18 protein-coding genes and 1 tRNA gene are annotated in these 21,481 nt (G+C 63.0%); 10 read left to right on the top strand and 9 right to left on the bottom strand.

Annotated features, from left to right (window positions below; all coding sequences use genetic code 11):
* Positions 1-8: 8 nt before the first annotated feature.
* Complete coding sequence (locus tag AC6H34_RS24665) at positions 9-344, top strand: antibiotic biosynthesis monooxygenase family protein (RefSeq protein ID WP_497540547.1); 336 nt, start codon at positions 9-11, stop codon at positions 342-344.
* Here the strand turns inward: AC6H34_RS24665 and AC6H34_RS24660 are convergent.
* The 3 genes from AC6H34_RS24660 to AC6H34_RS24650 form a co-directional block, all read right to left on the bottom strand.
* Positions 330-1,655, bottom strand: coding sequence for a sensor histidine kinase (locus tag AC6H34_RS24660; RefSeq protein WP_497540546.1), 1,326 nt, complete (start codon positions 1,653-1,655; stop codon positions 330-332). The genes AC6H34_RS24665 and AC6H34_RS24660 overlap by 15 nt on opposite strands.
* The gene (locus AC6H34_RS24655; RefSeq protein ID WP_448147588.1) at positions 1,652-2,392 is read right to left on the bottom strand and encodes a response regulator; all 741 of its coding nucleotides are present in this window, start codon (positions 2,390-2,392) and stop codon (positions 1,652-1,654) included. The genes AC6H34_RS24660 and AC6H34_RS24655 overlap by 4 nt, the downstream gene beginning before the upstream one ends.
* 201 nt (positions 2,393-2,593) lie before the next feature.
* On the bottom strand, positions 2,594-3,010 hold the full coding sequence (locus tag AC6H34_RS24650) for an organic hydroperoxide resistance protein (protein WP_497540545.1): 417 nt from the start codon (positions 3,008-3,010) through the stop codon (positions 2,594-2,596).
* A gap of 287 nt (positions 3,011-3,297) precedes the next feature.
* On the opposite strand from AC6H34_RS24650, the gene AC6H34_RS24645 reads away from it, so the two are divergent.
* The gene (locus AC6H34_RS24645; protein WP_497540544.1) at positions 3,298-4,332 is read left to right on the top strand and encodes an alpha/beta fold hydrolase; all 1,035 of its coding nucleotides are present in this window, start codon (positions 3,298-3,300) and stop codon (positions 4,330-4,332) included.
* A gap of 67 nt (positions 4,333-4,399) precedes the next feature.
* Here the strand turns inward: AC6H34_RS24645 and glnA are convergent, their stop codons facing one another.
* The gene (glnA, locus tag AC6H34_RS24640) at positions 4,400-5,809 is read right to left on the bottom strand and encodes a type I glutamate--ammonia ligase (protein ID WP_497540543.1); all 1,410 of its coding nucleotides are present in this window, start codon (positions 5,807-5,809) and stop codon (positions 4,400-4,402) included.
* 162 nt (positions 5,810-5,971) lie between these two features.
* The gene (locus AC6H34_RS24635) at positions 5,972-6,310 is read right to left on the bottom strand and encodes a P-II family nitrogen regulator (protein ID WP_448147585.1); all 339 of its coding nucleotides are present in this window, start codon (positions 6,308-6,310) and stop codon (positions 5,972-5,974) included.
* A 259-nt stretch (positions 6,311-6,569) separates the two neighbouring features.
* On the opposite strand from AC6H34_RS24635, the gene AC6H34_RS24630 reads away from it, so the two are divergent.
* Entirely contained in the window at positions 6,570-8,078 is a 1,509-nt protein-coding gene (locus AC6H34_RS24630; RefSeq protein ID WP_448147584.1) for an NAD(P)H-hydrate dehydratase, read from the top strand.
* A 54-nt stretch (positions 8,079-8,132) separates the two neighbouring features.
* Here the strand turns inward: AC6H34_RS24630 and AC6H34_RS24625 are convergent, their stop codons facing one another.
* The 3 genes from AC6H34_RS24625 to AC6H34_RS24615 all read right to left on the bottom strand — a co-directional run bounded on the left by AC6H34_RS24625 (position 8,133) and on the right by AC6H34_RS24615 (position 10,329).
* Positions 8,133-8,486 (bottom strand): VOC family protein, encoded by a 354-nt coding sequence (locus AC6H34_RS24625; RefSeq protein WP_497540542.1) that lies wholly within the window; start codon positions 8,484-8,486, stop codon positions 8,133-8,135.
* A 104-nt stretch (positions 8,487-8,590) separates the two neighbouring features.
* Positions 8,591-9,913: a multicopper oxidase family protein gene (locus AC6H34_RS24620; protein WP_497540541.1), complete on the bottom strand. Its 1,323-nt coding sequence runs from the start codon at positions 9,911-9,913 to the stop codon at positions 8,591-8,593.
* 104 nt (positions 9,914-10,017) lie between these two features.
* The gene (locus tag AC6H34_RS24615; RefSeq protein ID WP_497540540.1) at positions 10,018-10,329 is read right to left on the bottom strand and encodes a hypothetical protein; all 312 of its coding nucleotides are present in this window, start codon (positions 10,327-10,329) and stop codon (positions 10,018-10,020) included.
* Here AC6H34_RS24615 and AC6H34_RS24610 point away from each other — a divergent pair, their 5' ends adjacent.
* The 3 genes from AC6H34_RS24610 (at position 10,330) to AC6H34_RS24600 (ending at position 13,890) form a co-directional block, all read left to right on the top strand.
* Positions 10,330-11,343, top strand: coding sequence for a helix-turn-helix transcriptional regulator (locus AC6H34_RS24610; RefSeq protein ID WP_497540539.1), 1,014 nt, complete (start codon positions 10,330-10,332; stop codon positions 11,341-11,343).
* A gap of 101 nt (positions 11,344-11,444) precedes the next feature.
* Positions 11,445-12,920: an arylsulfatase B gene (locus AC6H34_RS24605; RefSeq protein ID WP_497540538.1), complete on the top strand. Its 1,476-nt coding sequence runs from the start codon at positions 11,445-11,447 to the stop codon at positions 12,918-12,920.
* A 181-nt stretch (positions 12,921-13,101) separates the two neighbouring features.
* Positions 13,102-13,890: a hypothetical protein gene (locus tag AC6H34_RS24600; RefSeq protein ID WP_497541277.1), complete on the top strand. Its 789-nt coding sequence runs from the start codon at positions 13,102-13,104 to the stop codon at positions 13,888-13,890.
* Positions 13,891-14,130: 240 nt separating this feature from the next.
* On the opposite strand, the gene AC6H34_RS24595 is transcribed toward AC6H34_RS24600, so the two are convergent.
* A tRNA-Leu gene (locus AC6H34_RS24595) sits at positions 14,131-14,215 on the bottom strand.
* A gap of 443 nt (positions 14,216-14,658) precedes the next feature.
* Between AC6H34_RS24595 and tig the strand changes: the two genes are divergently transcribed.
* The 4 genes from tig to lon all read left to right on the top strand — a co-directional run bounded on the left by tig (position 14,659) and on the right by lon (position 21,480).
* Entirely contained in the window at positions 14,659-16,080 is a 1,422-nt protein-coding gene (tig, locus tag AC6H34_RS24590; protein ID WP_497540537.1) for a trigger factor, read from the top strand.
* 301 nt (positions 16,081-16,381) lie between these two features.
* Positions 16,382-17,014: an ATP-dependent Clp protease proteolytic subunit gene (locus tag AC6H34_RS24585; RefSeq protein ID WP_448147576.1), complete on the top strand. Its 633-nt coding sequence runs from the start codon at positions 16,382-16,384 to the stop codon at positions 17,012-17,014.
* A 251-nt stretch (positions 17,015-17,265) separates the two neighbouring features.
* Positions 17,266-18,525: an ATP-dependent Clp protease ATP-binding subunit ClpX gene (clpX, locus tag AC6H34_RS24580; RefSeq protein ID WP_448147575.1), complete on the top strand. Its 1,260-nt coding sequence runs from the start codon at positions 17,266-17,268 to the stop codon at positions 18,523-18,525.
* Between the two features lie 531 nt (positions 18,526-19,056).
* Positions 19,057-21,480, top strand: coding sequence for an endopeptidase La (lon, locus tag AC6H34_RS24575; protein WP_497540536.1), 2,424 nt, complete (start codon positions 19,057-19,059; stop codon positions 21,478-21,480).
* The last annotated feature ends 1 nt before the right edge of the window (position 21,481 follow it).

The following is a 21,481-nucleotide window of genomic DNA, read 5'->3' as shown; positions in this document are numbered from 1 at the left end:
ACACCAAAATGGACGGGGAGACGAAGCCAAGGTTCGCACGCGTCTGGAGGGGCAAGGTCCGCAGGAATGACTTCGAGGCCTATTCGCATTATCTGCAGCAGGCCGGCGTGCGCAAGATCGAAGGCATTCCCGGCAACATCAGGGTCGAAATGTTCCGTGCCATGCGGGAGGACCACGCTGAATTCATGGTGATCTCCTATTGGCCGAGCCTCGATGCGATCAGGGCCTTCTCGGGCGACGACATCACCCGCACGCGGCATCTCGACAGAGATCCGGATTTTCTCCTTGAGTTGCCGACATTCGTGGAGCTGTTCGAGGTTTATGACAATTCAGAGGGAGTTTAGCGTCACCTCCGCGGAGAGCCCGCCGTCCTCCCTGTTGCGCAGGCGTAGGGAGCCGCCCACGGCCTGGGCAAGCTGGTGCGCGATAGCGAGGCCGAGGCCCGTGCCGCCGGTCTGCCGGTTGCGGGACTGTTCGAGCCTGAAGAAGGGCTGGAGAACGGCTTCGAGCTGGTGCTCCGGAATTCCGGGGCCTCGGTCGAGTATCCTGATGACGACGGCGCCCTTATCGTCTTTCTCCATGGCGACGGTGGCCTCGTCACCGAATTTGAGGGCGTTGTCGACGAGATTGCTCAGGACGCGTCGCAGCGCGTGAGGTCGCGTCAGCACGGTCGCCTGCAACCGGCTTCCAAGTGTCACCGCCTTGCCGGTGTCCTGGTAGTCGAACACGAGACTCTCCACAAAGGAAGCGATGTCGATCCGCGAGGGCTTCTCCGTGTTTCCATGGGCGCTGCGGGCATAGGCGACTCCCTCGCGCACGAGCCGTTCGATTTCGCCGAGATCCTGCAGCAGCTTGTCCTTGATTGGCCCGTCTTCCGCCACTTCGGCGCGGAGCTTCATCCGCGTGATCGGCGTCTGAAGGTCGTGCGAAATGGCAGCGAGGATCTGCACTCGTTCTTCGAGATAATGCGAGATACGGTCTCGCATGGCGTTGAAGGCTACCGCGGCATAGGCCACCTCGACCGGGCCGGTCTCGGCAAGGCGCGGCGCCCTGCGGCTGGGATCGAGTGCGTCCGCAGCGCGGGCCAGCCCTACCAGCGGGCGGATCGCCAGGCGTACGGCGAACCAGGCGCACCCCACCAGCAGCGCCAGCTGCACGAGGAGCACATAGGGGAGCCAGGAGGCGAGGGGGGCGAGCGCCGGGTGGATATCTATGGTGAGCGGCGCACCGTCGCGAAGCGTGAGATGCGCCTGCAGGTGCGGACTTTCTCCCGGAATGGCTGCCATGGTCACGGCAGAGCGCTCGCCGGCGCCGTCGCGGATGCTGGCGACGATCTCGGCGCCACGGTGGCTGGTGTCGGGAACGCCCGGCTGGCCGGGCCCGAGTTCGAAACGATAGGTGCCGCGGCTCAATCGCGCCAGCCAGTCCGGTCGCTCCTTGGCTGGCAGGCGATCCAGGATGGCGACGGAAGTGGCGACATCGTTCTCCAGCGTATCCAGCATCACCGTCTTCGCCGAGATGTCGCGCTCGGTAAGCAGCACGCTGAAGGAGAGGGCGTAGGCGAGCGCAAGGCCAACGAACAGGATGAGGAACAAGCGCGCGCCCAGCGTGCGCGGCCAGGGGCGCAGACGCTGGAGAAAGGACGGGGCACTCACCGGCGCACCTCGGTGATCTCGACTGCCATCGAGAAGACGTACCCCTCGCTTCGCACCGTCTTGATATAGGCCGGGTCGCGCGCATCGTCCTCGAGCCGCTGGCGCAGCCGGCTCACCAGAAGGTCGATGGAACGATCGAACAACTCGGCGTCCCGTCCCTGCGTGAGGTTGAGGAGTTGGTCACGGTTGAGCACGCGCTGGGGATGATTGAGGAAGACGTTGAGAAGCCGGTATTCGGCACCGGATAGCGCCACCGCCGTGCCTTCGGGATCGAGCAGATGGCGCTCGACCGTATCGAGCCGCCATTTGCCGAAGGTAAGAAGCTGCCCGGCCTCCGTTATCTGCAGGTTGGGAGGCAGCATGCGGGTGCGGCGCAGCACCGCCTTGATGCGGGCGAGCAGTTCGCGTGCCGCGAACGGCTTGGCGAGATAATCGTCCGCGCCCATCTCCAGGCCCACGATGCGGTCGGTCTCATCCGTGCGCGCAGTGAGCATAAGGATGGGCGTCGCCTTATGCCTGCCGGCACGCAGCTCCCGGCAAAGGGTGAGGCCGTCATCGCCCGGCATCATCACGTCGAGCACCACCAGATCGACCGCCGTCGTGTCGATGACGCTTCGCATTTGCCGGCCGTCCGCCGCCACCGTCACGCGTAGGCCGTTCCTGGTGAGATAGGCCGAGATCAGGTCGCGGATCTCGCGGTCGTCGTCGACGACGAGGATATGATCAACATGATCCACGGTGCAGCTCCAATTGCCTTGCCATTCCCACTCGCCTGGTCAAACACGGGTTGATGCACAAACCCCTGTCCTCGCCGGGCCTGACCTACGATACAGGTCACATCGACGACCGACTGTCTCGCGCAATCCGGATGCCCGGAGCAAGCCCGGGCATGATCAATATTCGTCTCATTCGGTGAAATCCAAACCTGAGGCGTGCCCTCAGACCAGATTGATCGCAACGTCGATGTTGCCCCTGGTTGCCTTGGAATAGGGACAGGTCTGGTGCGCCGCACCGACCACCGCGCGGGCCGTGGCGGGATCGAGGCCCGGCAGGTTTACGTTGAGCCGCGCCTGGAGAAAATAGCCGCCGGCGCCCGTGCCGAGATCAACCTCGGCATCGACGGCTAGGTCCGAGGGCAGCGTGACCTTCATGGCGCGGGCAGCATGGCCCATGGCGCCGATGAAGCAGGCCGACCAGCCTGCGGCGAAGAGCTGCTCGGGATTGGTGCCGATTCCCGCGCTGCCTGGCGGAGAAAGCCTGATGTCGAGGCGCCCGTCGGCGCTCGACGCGGCGCCTTCGCGTCCGCCCGTGGTGTGGATCTTGCCGGCGTAAAGCACATTCTCGATCTTGGACATGGTGTTTTCCTTGATGGGACCGTCGCGGCTGGGGTCAGCCGTGGCCGCATAAGGGCTGCGGGACGTATCTGGCTTGTGTCTCTGATCGGGTCGAAATGTAACGAAGCATCTGGGGGAGGCAGCCCGATACACTGCGACACAAATCAGCTTGGGCGGAGGCATCCCTTTGTATCGCAGTGTATCGGGCTGCCCCGAAGCAACACGCGCTTTCAAAGTGGGATGATCAGGACATAGAAGCGATACAAGCAGCGGCTTCAATCATGCCATCAACCGAGCAGGAGAGACCGATGTCCGAGACCATCAACCTTCACCGCCGCCGCTTCTTCGCGGGGGCCGTTACCGCTGCCGCCGTCGCGCAGCTCGGACTTACAGCCGCGGCGAAGGCCGCCAGCACCCTGCCCGCTGTCAAGCCGGGCAGCCACAAGCGGTTCAAAACGTTGAAGCAGGTCGACGCTGGCCTCCTGAACGTCGGCTATGCAGAGGCCGGACCGGCCAATGGACCGGTGGTGTTGCTCTTGCACGGCTGGCCCTACGACATCCACAGCTATGTCGACGTTGCGCCTCTCCTGGCCTCTCAGGGCTATCGTGTTATCGTGCCCTACCTGCGCGGCTACGGAAGTACGCGCTTCCTTTCCGCAGACACGGCACGCAACGGGCAGCAGGCCGCGCTCGCCGTCGACATGGTCGCCTTGATGGACGCGCTCAAGATCGGCAGGGCCGTGATCGCCGGCTATGACTGGGGTGCTCGTACGGCCGGCATCATGGCTGCCCTCTGGCCCGATCGCTGCAAGGCGCTCGTGAGTGTCAGCGGCTATCTGATCGGCAGTGTCGAGGCAAACCGCCAGCCCCTGCCGCCGCAAGCGGAACTCGCCTGGTGGTACCAGTTCTACTTCGCCACCGAGCGCGGGCGCCTTGGCTATGAGAAGAACCGGCACGATTTCGCCAAGCTGATCTGGCGAACGGCTTCGCCGCAATGGCATTTCGACGACGAGGCCTACGAGCGGTCCGCCCGGGCGTTCGAGAATCCGGATCATGTCGCGGTGGTGATCCACAACTATCGCTGGCGGCTTGGGCTTGCAGCCGGAGAGGCGCGTTACGACGAACTAGAGGCAAGGCTCGCCAAAGCGCCCGTCATCTCCGTGCCCGCCATCACGCTCGAAGGGGATGCCAACGGTGCACCCCATCCAGAGCCTGCCGCCTACGCTGGCAAGTTCGCCGGCCACTACGAGCATCGCCTGATCAACGGCGGCATCGGACACAATCTGCCCCAGGAAGCTCCACAGGCCTTCGCGCAGGCGGTACTGGATGTCGACAGGTCCTGAACCCAAGAAAAGAGGCCGGTGCATTGCTGCACCGGCCCTTCGATCTGTCCCTCTGGATTGGACTTTTTTAGACCGAATAGTACATCTCGAATTCAATCGGATGGGGGGTCATCTCGAAACGCATCACTTCCTGCATCTTCAGTTCGATGAAGGAGTTGATGAAGTCGTCGGTGAACACGCCGCCCTTCTTGAGGAATTCGCGATCCTTGTCCAGCGAGGCAAGCGCTTCACGCAGCGAGCCGCAGACGGTCGGGATCTTCTTGAGTTCCTTCGGCGGCAGATCGTAGAGATCCTTGTCCATGGCCGCGCCCGGGTCGATCTTGTTCAGGATGCCATCCATGCCGGCCATGAACAGGGCCGAGAAGGCGAGGTAGGGGTTCGCTGCCGGATCCGGGAAGCGGACTTCGACGCGCTTGGCCTTCGGGTTGGTGGTGTAGGGGATGCGGCAGGATGCCGAGCGGTTGCGTGCCGAATAGGCCAGCAGCACCGGCGCCTCGTAGCCCGGGACCAGGCGCTTGTAGGAGTTGGTCGAGGGATTGGTGAAGGCGTTCAGCGCCTTGGCGTGCTTGATGACGCCGCCGATGTAGTGGAGGCAGGTTTCCGAAAGATCGGCATATTTGTTGCCGGCGAACACCGGCTTGCCGTCCTTCCAGATCGACTGGTGCACATGCATGCCCGAACCGTTGTCGCCGAACACGGGCTTGGGCATGAAGGTTGCCGTCTTGCCATAGGTGTGAGCGACGTTGTGGATGCAGTACTTATAGATCTGCAGATGGTCGGCCATCGTCACGAGCGTGCCGAACTTCATGCCGAGTTCGTGCTGGGCGGAAGCGACTTCGTGGTGATGCTTCTCGACCACGACGCCCATCTGCTGCATGGCGGCAAGCATTTCCGAGCGCATGTCCTGCGCCGAATCGAGCGGAGGAACCGGGAAGTAACCGCCCTTGGTGTTGATGCGATGACCCAGATTGCCACCTTCGTACTCGGTGTCGAAGTTGGAGGGCAGCTCGGTCGAGTCGAGCTTGAAACCCGTGTTGTACGGGTCAGCCTTGAAGCGAACGTCGTCGAACACGAAGAACTCGGCTTCCGGGCCAAAGAATGCGGTGTCGCCGACGCCGGTCGACTTCAGATAGGCTTCCGCGCGCTTGGCAATGCCGCGCGGGTCGCGGCTGTAGCCTTCGCCGGTCGAAGGCTCGACCACGTCGCAGGTGATCGACATCGTGGCGGCGGAGAAGAAGGGGTCCATGGTTGCGGTCGTCGGGTCCGGCATCAGGCACATGTCGGATTCATTGATCGCCTTCCAGCCGGCGATCGAGGAGCCGTCGAACATCGTGCCTTCGGTGAAGATCTCCTCATCGACCAGGGAGACGTCGAAGGTCACGTGCTGCCACTTGCCACGCGGATCTGTGAAGCGGAAGTCGACATATTTGACGTCGTTGTCCTTGATCGCCTTCAGGACATCCTTGGCGGTCTTCATTGGGTAACCTTTCCTTCGTTAGGCACAGTTTCCTTAAGCAAAATGCGCTTGTGAATAAACGCTTTCTTGCTTTGATTCCTCATTCGACGCGTCCTTGCGATGTTCGGCGGCTTCGCCAAAACGCACGGCACCCTGGCACCAAACGGTTGACTCCGTCTTGGCTCAGATCGCGTCGAGGCCACTCTCGCCCGTACGGATTCGAATGGCTTCTTCGATATTAAGGACAAAAATCTTGCCGTCGCCAATACGGCCGGTCTGCGCGGCCTTGCGAATGGCTTCGACCGCGCGTTCCACGCGCTCGTCGGGGACCACCACTTCAATTTTCACCTTGGGAAGAAAATCGACGACATATTCGGCGCCGCGATAAAGCTCGGTATGGCCTTTCTGCCGTCCGAAGCCCTTGGCTTCCGTCACCGTAATTCCCTGCAGGCCAACCTCCTGCAGCGCCTCTTTCACCTCGTCCAGCTTGAAGGGCTTGATGATGGCTTCAATTTTCTTCATGGGGTCTCCTCGATTTCAGCACATAGTGCGCAGAAACCTTCTTGCTGGTAGCAGGTCGCGTGCCAAACCGCCAACAGGAAAATTCGTGTTTACGTTCAAAGCGTTGTTGAGTTGACGGTCTATAATTGTGCAGGCGTCCCGGGAATGCTGCGTAAAGTTTAGCCACTCTGCTTAGAAAGTGTGCGCTTGCGGCGCGTAATTTTCACCAGGAAGCGACTTTTTTGACGAATTTTCCACCGAATGCGACGCGGTGGCGCATATGAGCAAGGAATTGGAGGAAGATTTGATCGAGTTGCTGAGTCCATCCGAAATGGCCGACGCGGATCGTCTCGCCATTGCGGAAGCCATGACGGCTGGCCAATTGCTCGAACGGGCAGGGCGCGCCGTCGCGGATGCGGCCTCGCGCTGGCCCTTCAACACCCCCGTGCTCGTCCTGTGCGGCACCGGCCTCAACGGTGGCGATGGCTTCGTGGCCGCCCGAGTGCTGCGTGAGCGCGGCTACCGCGTCCGCCTGGGCACGATCGGCCTCGTCTCCTCATTGGGCGGGGAGGTCGCCTATGCAGCGGAGCAATGGGGCGGCCCCATCGAGGATGCCTTCACTCTGGCGCTTCCGAAGGAGGGCATCGTCATCGACGCGCTGCTCGGCGCCGGCCTCTCCCGTGATATCACTGGGCCGCTTGCCGGCCTGATCGAACGCGTCAACGCGTCGGGATTGCATGTGTTGTCGGTCGACCTGCCGTCCGGGATAGATGGCAGCGACGGGCGCATCCGCGGCGTCGCCATCAGGGCGCAGGAAACGGTAACCTTCTTCCGGCGCAAACCGGGGCATCTGCTGCTCCCGGGAAAGGTGCGATGTGGCGAGCTGCACGTCGCCGATATCGGCATCGGGGACTCCGTGCTGGAGACGATCAGGCCGAAGACCTTCGCCAACCAGTTGCCGCTGTGGCGGGAACACTTTCCGCGCCTGACGCCGGAAGGGCACAAATATGCGAGGGGGCATCTGGTCGTGCTCTCGGCCGGCATCGAGGGTACGGGGGCCGCGAGGTTGGCGGCAAGAGCCGGGCTTCGCGCTGGCGCCGGCCTCGTCACCGTGGCAAGCCCCTCGGACGCCCTGGCGATCCATGCAGTTGCACTCGAAGCCATCATGGTCCGGCGCTGCGATGGACTGGAAGGTCTCGCCGCGATGCTGGAGGACAGGCGTCGCAACGCTTTCGTGATCGGCCCCGCGCTGGCGCCCGACGAGGAGACGCGTTCCCGGGTGGAGATGGTCCTCGCATCGCGGCGGGCCGCGGTCATCGATGCCGGCGCGCTCTCGGCATTCGGCCTCGAGCGCATCCGCTTCATCGCCGCCCTGCGGGCAGGCAGGGGGCAGACCGTGCTCACGCCGCACGAGGGAGAGTTCGAGCGGGTGTTCGACGAAATCGCCGGCAGGCTCGTATCCAAGCTCGAACGCGCCCGGGCTGCCGCCGAGGCGACCGGCGCCGTGGTGTTGCTCAAGGGGGCAGACACCGTCATCGCCGCTCCCGACGGTCGCGCGGCGATCAACGCCAACGCGCCGCCCACCCTGGCCACGGCCGGTGCCGGCGACGTCCTTTCCGGGCTCATCGGCGGCCTGCTCGCCCAGGCCATGCCGGCCTTCGAAGCAGCCTGCGCCGGCGTGTGGCTGCATGGCGAGGCGGCAAATCGTTTTGGAGCGGGACTCACGGCCGACGATTTGCCCGGCCAGGTTCCAGGAGCGCTGGCCGGCTTGAGCGCACCTGGGCCCTGAAGGAGAGCGTCAAGGCAGGTTTAGCTGCCACGTAACGCCGTAGCGATCTCCCACCTAGGTGAATTTTCGGCTGAAGCCGTAGTCGTCGAGCGGCATGTATACCCTGCCGCCCTCGGCCAGGGTCGCGGCGACACGCTCCAGTTCGTCCTCGGTCTCGAAATCGACGTAGAGCGAAATGGCTGGCGTGAAGCCGAAGGCGTGCTGGACAGGACTGTCGATGCACATGATTTCCTGGCCGGCAACCTGGAAGCGCGCCGCTTTCACCGAGCCTTCGGCACTGGTCTCACCGGGACTGTAGCGCTCGATCTCGATGATGTGTGCGGCCTGGCCGAAAGTGGAGGAATAGAGCGCCATTGCCGCTTCGGCTTCGCCTTGAAACATCAGGAAGGGGCGGACGGATAGGGGCATGCCTGCCTCGTGCGGGATTGGAATTCACGGTCATCCTACCCGCCGGAAAAGAGATTCCAAATCTCCGCCCGCACTGCTTGCCGGGGGTAGAAGGCGAGCGCCTTTCAAAGCACCTCGAACCAGGTCTCCGTATTGCCTGCCTGAAGGCCTATGCCCTGACAGCCGATCATCCATTTCCCGGGATTATCCGCGACGAAGACCGTGTGAACGGTTTCGCCCGCATGCACCGCGACGGTATCGACCCAATAGGGCTGCCATTCGTCGTCGAAGGGGTGGAGAATGCGCATGGCGTGGCCGTGAACGTGAAAAGCCTGCGGCGCGGTCGTTTTGTTGGTCAGCCCGAGATCGACCAGGGTTCCGCGCTTGACCGAAAAGAGTGGTGGACCGGCCGCGCCCTTCGCGGCATCGCCGATCAGCGACGAGTTCTTCTCGGCCGGGCCGCCCGCCACCACGAGCGGCACGCGCCGGGCCCTCTGAAGGGCCATGGCGGCTGGCAGGTCGCTGCGGGGCAGGACGAGCGGCGGCAGCGCCGAGGGGCGCCTGGGCCGTGCGCTGCTCGCCTTCAGGTGCAGCAACACGACGACCTCGCCGTCATTGTCCAGGGCGATGCCGGCCTGTTCATCCGTTGTCGGTGTTCCATCGACGATGATATCGGCCCGGCCGCCCGGCGGCAGATCCAGCCGGCCGTCGTTCGGCAGGAAGGGCGTGTCGACGGGATGGCCGTCCACGGCGACGATGTGGCCGTTGAATCCCGCCATCGCAAGGCGGGCGCTCCGGCCCGAGGCGGCATTGAGAAGGCGCAGGCGCAACCGCTCGTTCGGCGCGAGGGCGATGGTCTCCGTAGCCCTGGAATTGACGGTGATCCGGGGCCGCGGATCGGAGGCCGGGGCAGGGTGGAGGATCTGGCCATCCGGGCCGAGGTTCCAGTCGTCGATTACAAGGAGCAATTCGCGGTCGACCGCTTGCGGCCTGTCATCGTCCACGATCAATACGCCGTAGAGGCCGGCGTCCTGCTGGCGGGGGCCCTCGCCGGAAAGACAGGGATGATACCAGAACGTGCCGGCATCGGGCGGCACGAAGACGTAGTCGAAATGCTCGCCCGGCTTGACGGGCGATTGCGTCACCCCGGCGGCGCCGTCCATGGCGTTGGGAAGGCGGACGCCTTGCCAGTGGATGGTGCTGGCGACGTCAAGACGATTGAGGAAGCGCACTTCCAGCCTCTCGCCGCGTCGTGCGCGCAAGACGGGACCGGGCACCGTACCATCATAGCCAAGGAGGCTGGTTGGCTGCGAAGGACCGGGCAGGGAAAGCCTCGTCGGCGCAGCGGTGAGCGTGACGCCTGTGCTCGCCCGGGCGTAGGGGGCGCCCAGTCCCAGCAGGTATAGGCCGAAGCCCGCAGTCACCTGCCGCCGATCGAGACGAACCACGGCACCCTCCCTGCCAACCCGGCCAGCACGAATTTCGCTTATCACGGACGAAGGCGAGCGGTGTCAACCAAGAGTGGCGGCAGGTGATTGTTGCCGGGCTTTCGTCAGCCCTGAGCGCGACCGAAAATCGCAGGAATTCCATGGAAACCCATATGCTGATTGGAAGGACCGATGCCGGTGGTTGGATTGGCATGATCTGAATCGGTGTTATGCTTTCGGCAGATCGCTGGAAGAATGTGGTCGCGCATTTGCTTGTCGTTCGCCAACTCCTTGATTTGTGGGCGCATGGGAGGTGCATGAGCGGAGATGACTTCCGGAAATCGGTCGCGAACCGGACTTGAGGCGCGCGCCGTCACGGCAATGGGGTTTATCGGCTCATGTGGGATCGCAATCCGGTCCGCCTCGCGCTTGTGCATATGCTTCCGGTGGTCGCGGACCAGCACGGTCTCGCACTCGCACCGCTGATGACGCGTGCCGGGTTGGCGGCGGACGACATGTTCGCGGGCAATGGCGTCGTTGCACGGGGGCAGGTGTGCGGCCTCTTGCTGCATCTCTCGCAGCGGGCGGCGGAGGCGACGATCGGGCTGGATCTGGCCGCAGCGGCCGATCCCATCAGGCTGGGCCTGACCGGCCAGGCGCTCTTCGCCGGCCGTACCCTTCGCGAATGTCTCGCCGCGCTTGCCCGTCAGATGCCGGCCCTGCAGGGCGGCGTCGCATTTTGCCTGATCGAGAGGGATGGCGTCGCCTATTGGAGCCACCACCTGGCCGACAGCGATCCCGAATACGCACGCGTGCTCAACGAGGGCATCGCAGCTTTCATGACGAATGCGTTGAAGGCCATCTCCGGCATGGATTCGACGCAGCTGAGCATCGGCCTGCCGCATCGCGCTCAGGCCCCACTCCGGGTCTATGAGGACAAGCTTGCCGCCCGCATTGCCTTCGGTCTCGGCGACGGCATTTCATTCAGGTTCGATGCGAGCTGGCTGGACCGCCCAAATCGCCTGTTTCGCGATGCGGCTGCCGCTTCGGGGATGAATTGGCGCGACGATGTCCAGGAACTTCCACCCGAAGCCGCATGGCTGGACGACGAAGCCTTGCTTGAGGCGATCTCCCGCCTGATCGAGAGTTCCGCGCTCAGCGGGACACTCTGCCTGGCCGACACGGCGCGCAGCATCGGTTTTTCGCCGCGCAGCCTCCAGCGGCGCCTCGCCGGGCTCGGCACCTCGTTCGAAGTGCATGTCGATGCCTGGCGCCACCGGCAGGCCCGCCTTTATCTCGCCAGCGCCGGGATGCCGATAGGATCGGTCGCCAGGGCACTCGGCTATGGGCATCCGGCTCATTTCGTAAGGGCCTTCCGACGCTGGGAGGGCCGTACGCCGCTCGCCTTTCGACAGTCGGCCTGGGCTGAGGGCAGCGCCACAGCGGGCTGACGCTTTGGCGCGAAATGGTAATTGAGCAGGTCGACCTGCATCGCTAAGGCTGAGGCGAAGGAGGTCGGGTCCATCGCGGCGCGACCCGGTGGGAGCCCTCGATGAACAACACGCCCGAATCCATGAACGGCGGCACGGCCAATCCGAGCCGCCGCGACATTCTGGCCGGCAGCGCCGGCTTCCTGGCGGCGATAGCGGGGCTTCCGTTACTCGCCCCGGCCGCACGTGCGGCAGAGGCAACGCGCCCGCACATCCTCTATATTGTCGCCGATGATCTCGGCTTCGCCGATGTCGGTTTTCACGGTTCGGACATCAAGACCCCCAATCTGGATCGTCTCGCCGAAGGGGGGGCTCGGCTCGGCCAGTTCTACACCCAGCCCTTGTGTACTCCGACACGCGCGGCCCTGATGACGGGGCGCTATCCGTTGCGCTACGGCCTGCAGACGGGCGTCATTCCCTCCGGCTCGACCTATGGCCTTGCCACCGATGAATTCCTGCTGCCCCAGGCGCTGAAGGCAGCGAACTACCGCACGGCACTTGTCGGCAAATGGCATCTCGGCCATGCGGACAAGGCTTTCTGGCCGCGCCAGCGCGGCTTCGACAGCTTCTACGGCCCCCTGGTCGGCGAGATCGACCATTTCAAGCACGAAGCCCATGGCGTGACCGACTGGTACCGGGACAATACCCTGTTGGAGGAGGAAGGCTACGACACCGAGCTCTTCGGCGCCGAGGCCGTTCGCCTGATCGGCGGCCACGATCCGAAGACACCGCTTTTCCTCTATCTTGCCTTCACCGCTCCGCATACGCCCTTTCAGGCGCCCCAGCGCTATCTCGACATGTATGCGGGGATCGAGGATCCGTCACGCCGCGCCTATGCGGCGATGATTACCGCGATGGACGATCAGATCGGCAAGGTGGTGGAGGCGCTCGGCGCGCGCGGCATGCGTGAGAACACCCTGATCATGTTCCACTCCGACAACGGCGGTACGCGCAACAAGATGTTCACCGGCGAGAGCGCCGTGGCGGGCGACCTGCCGCCCAACAACAGTCCCTATCGCGAAGGCAAGGGCACGCTCTATGAGGGCGGCACCCGCGTCGTGGCCTTTGCCAACTGGCCCGGGCATGTTTCCTCGGGACAGGCGGAAGGCATGATGCATGTGGTCGACATGCTTCCCACGCTGGCGAAGCTCGCCGGAGCCGATCTCGGTCGTTCCAAGCCGCTGGACGGTGTGGATGTGTGGGCGGCCCTGGCTGCCGGGAAGGTTGGGCGAGACGAGGTGGTCTACAATGTGGAGCCTACGCAGGGCGCCATTCGCGACGGCAAATGGAAGCTCTACTGGCATGTCGCATTGCCGCCGCGTGTCGAATTGTTCGATCTCGATGCCGATCCATCGGAGAAACGCGATCTTTCGCCGGAGCATCCGGACAAGGTGACGGAACTCCAAGGGAAAGTGGTCACGCTCGCCCGCAGCATGGCCCCGCCACTGTTCTACCTCGCCGCATTGAAGGCGACGCTGGCCGCCCCGCTCGCAATGCCGGATGCGGCGCTCTACGACATGGGGTCGGAAGACGATTGACGCCGACGGCCTGATGCCCGGCCCGTACCGTGGCCGGGCCTTCACCATACCACGCCCGCCCGTGCGCCAGCCGCCGGTATCCGGGCATCAGGCGCACGGCCTGTTCGGCCACGCCTCAACCGTCACCTCGCCGCGGAGGTCCGGCAGCCGGATGACGCCGCACGACTATTCGGGAATCATCATGAAGCGCATCATCGGTTCGGCAGTCCTCTTCCTTCTGGCCGGGCTCGCGGGGGGGCCTCTGCGGGCCGCGGACCTCGCCACGCCGATGTCGGCCGAGCCGGTACAGGGCACGGCCGGCGACTGGTCCTTCGCCGTCAGTCCCTATTTCTGGGCCCCCGGTCTGTCCGGCACTGTCGCGCAGTTCAGATTGCCGCCGGTGCATGTCAGCATGAACTTCAGCGACATCCTCAAGAACCTCGATTTCGCCGCCATGGCCATCGGTGAGGCGAGGAATGACCGGTTCAGCGTCTTCGGCGATGTGATGTACACCAAGCTCTCGACGGACTCGGGCACGCCGCGGGGACTCCTGGCGAGCACTGTGTCGCTGGAGTCGAGCACCTTCGCGGGCATGCTCGGCGGTGGCTATTCGATCCTGCGCGAGGGCAGCAGCTATCTCGACATCGTGGGTGGCGCGAGAGTGTGGAACGTCAACAGCGAGCTGGCTTTCCACGGCGGTATCCTCGGCGGCCGCCAGGCCAGCGACAGCGCCACCTGGGCGGATGCCATGGTGGGCACGCGCATGCGCTATGCGATCACCGACAACTGGTATTTCACCGCGTGGGGCCTCGTAGGCGCGGGGGGTGCCGAGATCGACTGGGACGTTGCGGCGGGCCTCGGCTACAAGTTCAACAGCACCGTATCGGCGGTCGCCGGCTATCGTGCGCTGGGTGTTCGCTACGACCGCGGGGGCTTCGTCTTCGACACTGTGCAACAGGGGCCCATACTCGGACTGGTCGTTCGCTTTTGAACGAGGCCATCGAGATCATCGACTCATTGAGCCGGAGAAGTCCTCTCCGTGCAATGCGCTCCAGGGAGGAAACCGCAATAGCGGCCTGAACGAAGGTTTCTGTGCGACGGCTGACTGCGCTTGCGAAAATTCAGCTTGAGCAAAATGCGTTCAGGCGGCGTCATTTCTCCGGATCAAAGCATTGATGACGGGAGCATTTTGCGATTCCGGGTAACCCGGTCCGAAAGGAGACCGCGCTAATGGTGCCCTGCGAGGGACTCGAACCCCCAAACCTTGCGGCGCGAGAACCTAAATCTCGTGTGTCTACCAGTTCCACCAGCAGGGCAAAACGAAAGGCGTGCCTTCCGCTGACGGCACTGACACCAACGGCAATTTCTTGGCAAGTGGTTTTTGCGTTGGCAGAGAAAGGAGGCGAGAAATTGGCTCTCCATCGGTGGTTTACAGTGGCCTTGTAATGAAAAGACCGACGGAACAGCTTGCAATCAGCAATGCGGTGGATGTAAAAGCCGCAATCCAATCGCCACCCCACGTGGCCAACGATGTGCCACATCTCAGCCGCGCGGCCTGATGGGCCTTCCTGGTACCGAAAGGTGGTATAAGGTAAGTCCTTGTTATCTCAAGGCTTTGGGCTTTCGGTCGTTTCGGGCCACCGGGCGTTGTGCCCCGTGATGACAGTCGTGGGAGCGATGCTCCCCCGCCGATATGACCCTCTGTCTTCGAAGCTGGGATGAAGGGCGGCAACGAACTCACGGATTCGGGACAAGATTTATGCAGGTGACCCAGACCCTGGCCGATGGCCTGAAGCGGGAATTCAAGGTAGTGGTGCCGGCGGCCGATATCGCCTCGCGGGCCGATGCCCAGCTCGAAGACATGAAGACCAAGGTCCGTGTCAACGGCTTCCGCCCGGGCAAGGTGCCGGTGGCGCATCTTCGCCGCCTCTATGGCCGCTCGGTGACGGCGGACATCGTCAACAATTTCGTAGGCGAGGCCAACCGCAAGATCGTCGACGACAACCAGATTAAGCTGGCCATGGAGCCCAAGCTCGATTTCGGTGCGGACGATGAAGGCGTCACCAAGGTGCTCGACGGCAAGGCGGATCTGGCCTGGACTGTCGCGGTCGAGGTGCTGCCGTCCTTCGAGGTCGGCGACGTGTCCGGCATCAAGATCGTCAAGCCCGTTGCCGACGTGGCCGATTCCGAGGTGCAGTCGCGGCTTGAGGATCTCGCTCGCCGAAACGTCACCTACAGCGACAAGAAGGCCAAGTCGAAGGCCGAGAATCATGACCGCGTGATCGTCGATTTCGTCGGCAAGATCGACGGTGTCGAATTCGAGGGCGGCAAGGGCGAGGACATCTCCGTCGACCTCGGCTCCAACACCTTCATCCCCGGCTTCGAGGACCAGCTCATCGGCGTCGTCGCCGGCGAGGAGAAGACCATCGACGTCACCTTCCCGGTGAATTATGCCTCCGAGACCTTGGCCGGCAAGGCCGCGACCTTCGACGTGAAGGTCAAGGCCGTGCAGGCAGCCGGTGAACTCGTCATCGACGACGAACTGGCGAAGTCGGTCGGCCTGGAATCGCTCGACAAGCTCAAGGAAGTCATCAAGACCTCCATCGAGAACGAATATGCCTCGGTCTCGCGCAGCAAGGTGAAGCGCCAGCTGCTCGACGCGCTCGATGCCAAGTACTCCTTCGATCTGCCGCCTACCCTGTTCCAGCAGGAGTTCGACAATGTCTGGCTGCAGGTAGAGCGCGAGATGGCCCAGAGCGGCCGTACCTTCGAGCAGGAAAACACCACCGAGGAAGCCGCGAAGGAAGACTATCGCAAGATCGCCGCCCGCCGCGTCCGCCTCGGCCTCGTGCTGGCCGAGATCGGCGAAAGCAACAAGATCCAGGTGACCGAGGAAGAGGCGACCCGCGCCGTGATCGAGCGAGCCCGCCAGTTCCCGGGCCAGGAGCGCCAGATCTGGGAGTTCTACACCAAGAACCCGCAGGCCATCGCCGAGCTGCGCGCCCCGATCTTCGAGGATAAGGTGGTCGATTACATCCTCGGCCAGGCCGACGTCACCGAGGACAAGGTGAGCAAGGAAGAACTCTTCAAGGAAGACGACGAGGAGGCAACTCCCGCCGCTGCTGCCGAGGAGAAGCCGGCCAAGGCCAAGAAGACCAAGGCCGCCAAGGCTGCCGAATAAGTGCGGCGACGAGGTTTCGTCCGCCAGACTTCCCATGCAATGGCCGGGCTCGTCCCGGCCATTGTCGTTCCCTGTACACTAGCCATGCAAAAAAGGGCCGGGCAGGGGGACTTGCGCGATGCGCTTCGACGACACATTTGCGACAGAGGGGTTCCATTGACGTGAGGCGGGCCCCGCTCTCGATCCTCTCGGTGTCCGCCCATTCTCGGTGTCGGCCTGAAGGTTCACTTGACAAATGAGCCTGCAATCCCCGCCCTGATAGGGAACCCCGAATGCCTAGATTCGCCTTCTGGAGATAATGATGCGCGACCCAGTCGATTATTACACCAACAACCTGATCCCGATGGTGGTCGAGAGCACCAATCGGGGCGAACGCTCTTGGGACATCTATTCACGCCTGATGCGCGAGCGCATCATCTTCCTGACCGGCGCCGTCGAGGACTACATGGCTTCCGTCGCCGTCGCGCAGCTTCTTTTCCTTGAGGCCGAAAACCCCAAGAAAGAAATTGCCATGTATATCAACTCGCCGGGCGGCGTGGTCACCGCCGGCCTGTCGATCTACGACACCATGCAGTTCATCCGCTGCCCGGTTTCCACCTTGTGCGTGGGGCAGGCGGCTTCCATGGGCTCCCTCCTGCTGGCAGCCGGCGCCAAGGACATGCGCTTCGCCCTGCCGAACGCCCGCATCATGGTGCACCAGCCCTCGGGCGGATACCAGGGCCAGGCCACCGACATCCTGATCCACGCGGAGGAGACGCGCCGCGTGAAGCAGCGTCTCAACGAGATCTATGTCCGGCACACGGGCCAGGACATCAAGAAGATCCAGGAAGCGCTCGAGCGTGACAACTTCATGGACGCCGAGCAGGCCCGGGCCTTCGGCCTCGTGGACCAGGTGCTCGAGAAGCGGCCGGAGGAATTGGCCGCCAAGTCCTGAGATTCGAACCTCGAATCGCAGGATGCAAGAGTTTCGCCACAGTTCGTTGCGATGGATATCGTTAATGACCTGTTGACGAGAGCCAAGCTAGATTCCAGCATCACCTGGAAATCTGGTGCGGCGGTACCGAGAATGCCAAGGGCCGGGCGGTTGGCACGGCCTTTGCCTAACGAAATGTTATCCCGCTGGTCCCTATCCTGCGGAAGTTTGCGGAACTCCGTTCCGCCGAGAGAGCCCGAAAGGGGGAAGCCATGACGAAGGCCGGCAGCGATTCGAAGAACACGCTCTACTGCTCATTCTGCGGCAAGAGCCAGCACGAAGTTCGCAAGCTCATCGCCGGCCCGACCGTTTTCATCTGTGATGAATGTGTCGAGCTGTGCATGGATATCATCCGTGAGGAGAATAAGTCCTCATTGGTAAAATCACGTGACGGTGTCCCGACGCCTCGCGAGATCTGCAAGGTGCTCGACGATTATGTCATCGGCCAGATGCAGGCCAAGCGCGTGCTCTCGGTGGCGGTGCACAATCACTACAAGCGCCTGAACCATGCGACCAAGCACAGCGACGTGGAACTGGCGAAGTCGAACATCCTGATGATCGGCCCGACGGGTTCCGGCAAGACGCTGCTGGCCCAGACCATGGCCCGGATCATCGACGTGCCCTTCACCATGGCCGATGCGACGACGCTGACGGAAGCCGGCTATGTCGGCGAGGACGTCGAGAACATCATTCTCAAGCTGCTCCAGGCCGCCGACTACAATGTCGAGCGCGCCCAGCGCGGCATCGTCTATATCGACGAGGTCGACAAGATCAGCCGCAAGTCTGACAACCCCTCGATCACCCGCGACGTGTCGGGCGAAGGTGTGCAGCAGGCCCTGCTGAAGATCATGGAAGGCACGGTGGCGAGCGTTCCCCCGCAGGGTGGGCGCAAGCATCCCCAGCAGGAGTTCCTGCAGGTGGATACCACCAACATCCTGTTCATATGCGGTGGTGCCTTCTCCGGACTCGAGAAGATCATCTCCGGGCGCGGCAAGGGAACGTCCATCGGCTTCAGCGCGCATGTGGCGACGCCCGAGGATCGCCGCACCGGCGAGATCTTCCGGGAAGTGGAGCCCGAGGATCTGCTGAAGTTCGGCCTGATCCCCGAATTCGTCGGCCGTCTGCCCGTCATCGCGACGCTGGAAGACCTTGACGAGCCGGCACTGATCAAGATCCTGACCGAGCCGAAGAACGCCCTGGTCAAGCAGTACCAGCGCCTGTTCGAGATGGAGGGCATCGACCTGACCTTCCAGGACGAGGCGTTGTCCTCGATTGCCAAGAAGGCCATTGAGCGCAAGACTGGTGCTCGCGGCCTGCGTTCGATCATGGAAGGCATCCTGCTCGACACCATGTTCGAACTGCCTGGCCTCGACGGTGTCGAGGAGGTGGTGATCTCCAAGGAAGTCGTGGACGGCCAGGCAAAGCCTCTCTTCATCTATTCGGAGAAGCAGGAGGTTTCCTCGACTGCCTGAGGCTCCGCGGCCTGTAACGCATCCCTCGCCGCCGGACGTTTCCCCGGCGGCGAGGGCGCGGAATGCGGAGCTTGTGTTACGGCTTGTTACAAGGTTTGATCGAGACACACCTTTGATCGCATCAACCGCGGATTGCGCCGGGTAACCGCCGGGACTAAGCTCCGGATCGACCGATGGGATCGAATCAAAGCCGTTTGGCGACACAAATATTGATGCCGGAGCGGATATCATTTGATCTGCAGACCAAACCGCCGGTGATGAAAGGCAATGATCCGGCGCACATTTCGACCAAGCTTGTGCGTAATTCACAGGCTCCCCGTCGAGAGTAAAAGTTAATCAGGCCAGCTCATTTATTAGCCACAGGCTGGCTTGACACTGTGCTCACTGCTCTCCACCTAATCACTGGTGAAACAACTGTGCCCATCCGGGGCAGTTGAGAATGCCTCCGGGGTTGAGTCCCGCCTTGACCTGGGAGGATTGCGTCGCTGGCACGGCTATTGCAGCGTGGTACGGCGCAGGAAAGGATAAGCAATGACAACGAATAAACAGCGTCCCCCGGTGCCGGCTGGCACCGTCGATACTTTTCCGGTGCTGCCGCTTCGCGACATCGTCGTGTTTCCGCATATGATCGTTCCGCTCTTCGTCGGCCGCGAAAAGTCGATCCGGGCGCTTGAAGAGGTCATGCGGACCGATGGTCACATCCTGCTGGCGACGCAGCTCAATGCGGCCGAGGACGATCCGGCCACCGATGCGATCTACAAGCTCGGCACGCTCGCCACTGTCCTGCAGTTGCTGAAGCTGCCCGACGGCACCGTCAAGGTGCTTGTCGAAGGCGTGGACCGCGCCCGGGTGATCCAGTATTCGAGCCATGACGATTATTATCAGGCGCAGGCCGAGGTTCTCGGCAACGGCGATGGCGAGAAGGTCGAGGCCGAGGCCCTGGCTCGTTCCGTCGTCTCCGAGTTCGAGAGCTATGTGAAGCTCAACAAGAAGGTCTCGCCGGAAGTCGTCGCCACGGTCACCCAGATCGACGACTATTCCAAGCTTGCCGACACCATCGCCGCGCATCTGGCGGTGAAGATCTCGGACAAGCAGGAGGTGCTGGAGATCCTGTCGATCCCGGCGCGTCTGGAGAAGGTCCTCTCGCTGATGGAAAGCGAAATCTCGGTCCTCCAGGTCGAGAAGCGCATCCGCACGCGCGTCAAGCGCCAGATGGAGAAGACGCAGCGCGAGTACTATCTCAACGAGCAGATGAAGGCGATCCAGAAGGAGCTTGGCGACGAGGAAGGCAGGGACGAACTCGGCGAGCTCGAACAGAAGATCAAGCAGACGAAGCTCTCCAAGGAAGCCCGCGACAAGGCGCAGGCCGAGATGAAGAAGCTGCGCCAGATGTCCCCGATGTCGGCGGAAGCCACGGTCGTGCGGAACTATCTGGATTGGCTGATCTCCTTGCCCTGGGGCGACAAGTCCCGGATCAAGAAGGACCTGCCGCACGCGCAGGAGATCCTCGACGCCGATCACCATGGCCTGGAGAAGGTCAAGGATCGCATCATCGAGTATCTGGCGGTGCAGCAGCGCGCCAACAAGCTGACGGGCCCGATCCTGTGCCTCGTCGGTCCTCCGGGCGTCGGCAAAACCTCGCTCGCCAAGTCCATCGCCAAGGCGACGGGCCGTGAGTATGTCCGCATGTCGCTCGGCGGTGTGCGCGACGAGGCCGAGATCCGTGGCCATCGGCGGACCTATATCGGCTCGATGCCCGGCAAGGTCATCCAGTCGATGCGCAAGGCCAAGAAGCAAAATCCGCTCTTCCTGCTCGACGAAATCGACAAGATGGGCATGGATTTCCGCGGTGATCCGTCCTCGGCCCTGCTGGAAGTGCTGGATCCCGAGCAGAACGCCACCTTCAACGACCATTACCTCGAGGTCGATTACGACCTTTCGAACGTGATGTTCGTGACGACGGCGAACACGCTCAACATCCCGCCCGCCCTGCTGGACCGCATGGAGATCATTCGTCTCGCAGGCTATACGGAAGACGAGAAGGTCGAGATCTCGAAGAAGCACCTCATCCCCAATGCGGTGCAGAAGCATGGTCTCAAGCCGAAGGAGTTCTCGATCGACGACGAGGCCCTGCTGACGCTGGTGCGCCGCTATACGCGGGAAGCCGGCGTACGCAACCTCGAACGTGAGATCTCGAACCTGACGCGCAAGGCGGTCAAGGACATCCTGATGTCCAAGAAGAAGAGCGTGCGCGTCACTTCGGCGGTGCTCGAGGATTATCTCGGTGCTCCGCGCTATCGCTACGGCCAGGCCGAGCTGGAAGACCAGGTCGGCGCGGTGACGGGCCTTGCCTGGACGGAAGTCGGCGGCGAGCTTCTGACCATCGAAGCGGTGATGATGCCCGGCAAGGGCAAGATGACCGTGACGGGCAATCTGAAGGACGTGATGCGGGAATCGATCTCGGCGGCGGCTTCCTATGTCCGCTCGCGGGCGATCGACTACGGCATCGAGCCTCCGTTGTTCGACAGGCGCGACGTCCACGTGCACGTGCCGGAAGGCGCGACGCCGAAGGATGGTCCGTCAGCCGGCATTGCCATGGCCACCGCCATGGTCTCGGTGATGACGGGCATCCCGGTTCGCCGCGATGTCGCCATGACCGGCGAGGTCACCTTGCGTGGCCGCGTGCTGCCGATCGGTGGTCTGAAGGAGAAGCTGCTGGCCGCACTGCGTGCCGGTATCAAGACCGTGCTCATCCCGGAAGAGAATGCCAAGGATTTGGCCGATATTCCGGACAACGTGAAGAACGGTCTCGAGCTGGTGCCTGTGTCCCGGATGGAAGAGGTTCTGCGCAAGGCGCTGGTGCGCATGCCCGAGCCCATCGTCTGGGAGGAGGACAAGAAGTCCCCGCCGCCGGTGGTTGCTGGTGACGATGCCGGTGCAGTCGTCTCGCACTAAG

Source organism: Labrys sp. ALF-8 (assembly GCF_059699065.1).
This window is presented reverse-complemented; position numbering and strand designations above follow the sequence as displayed.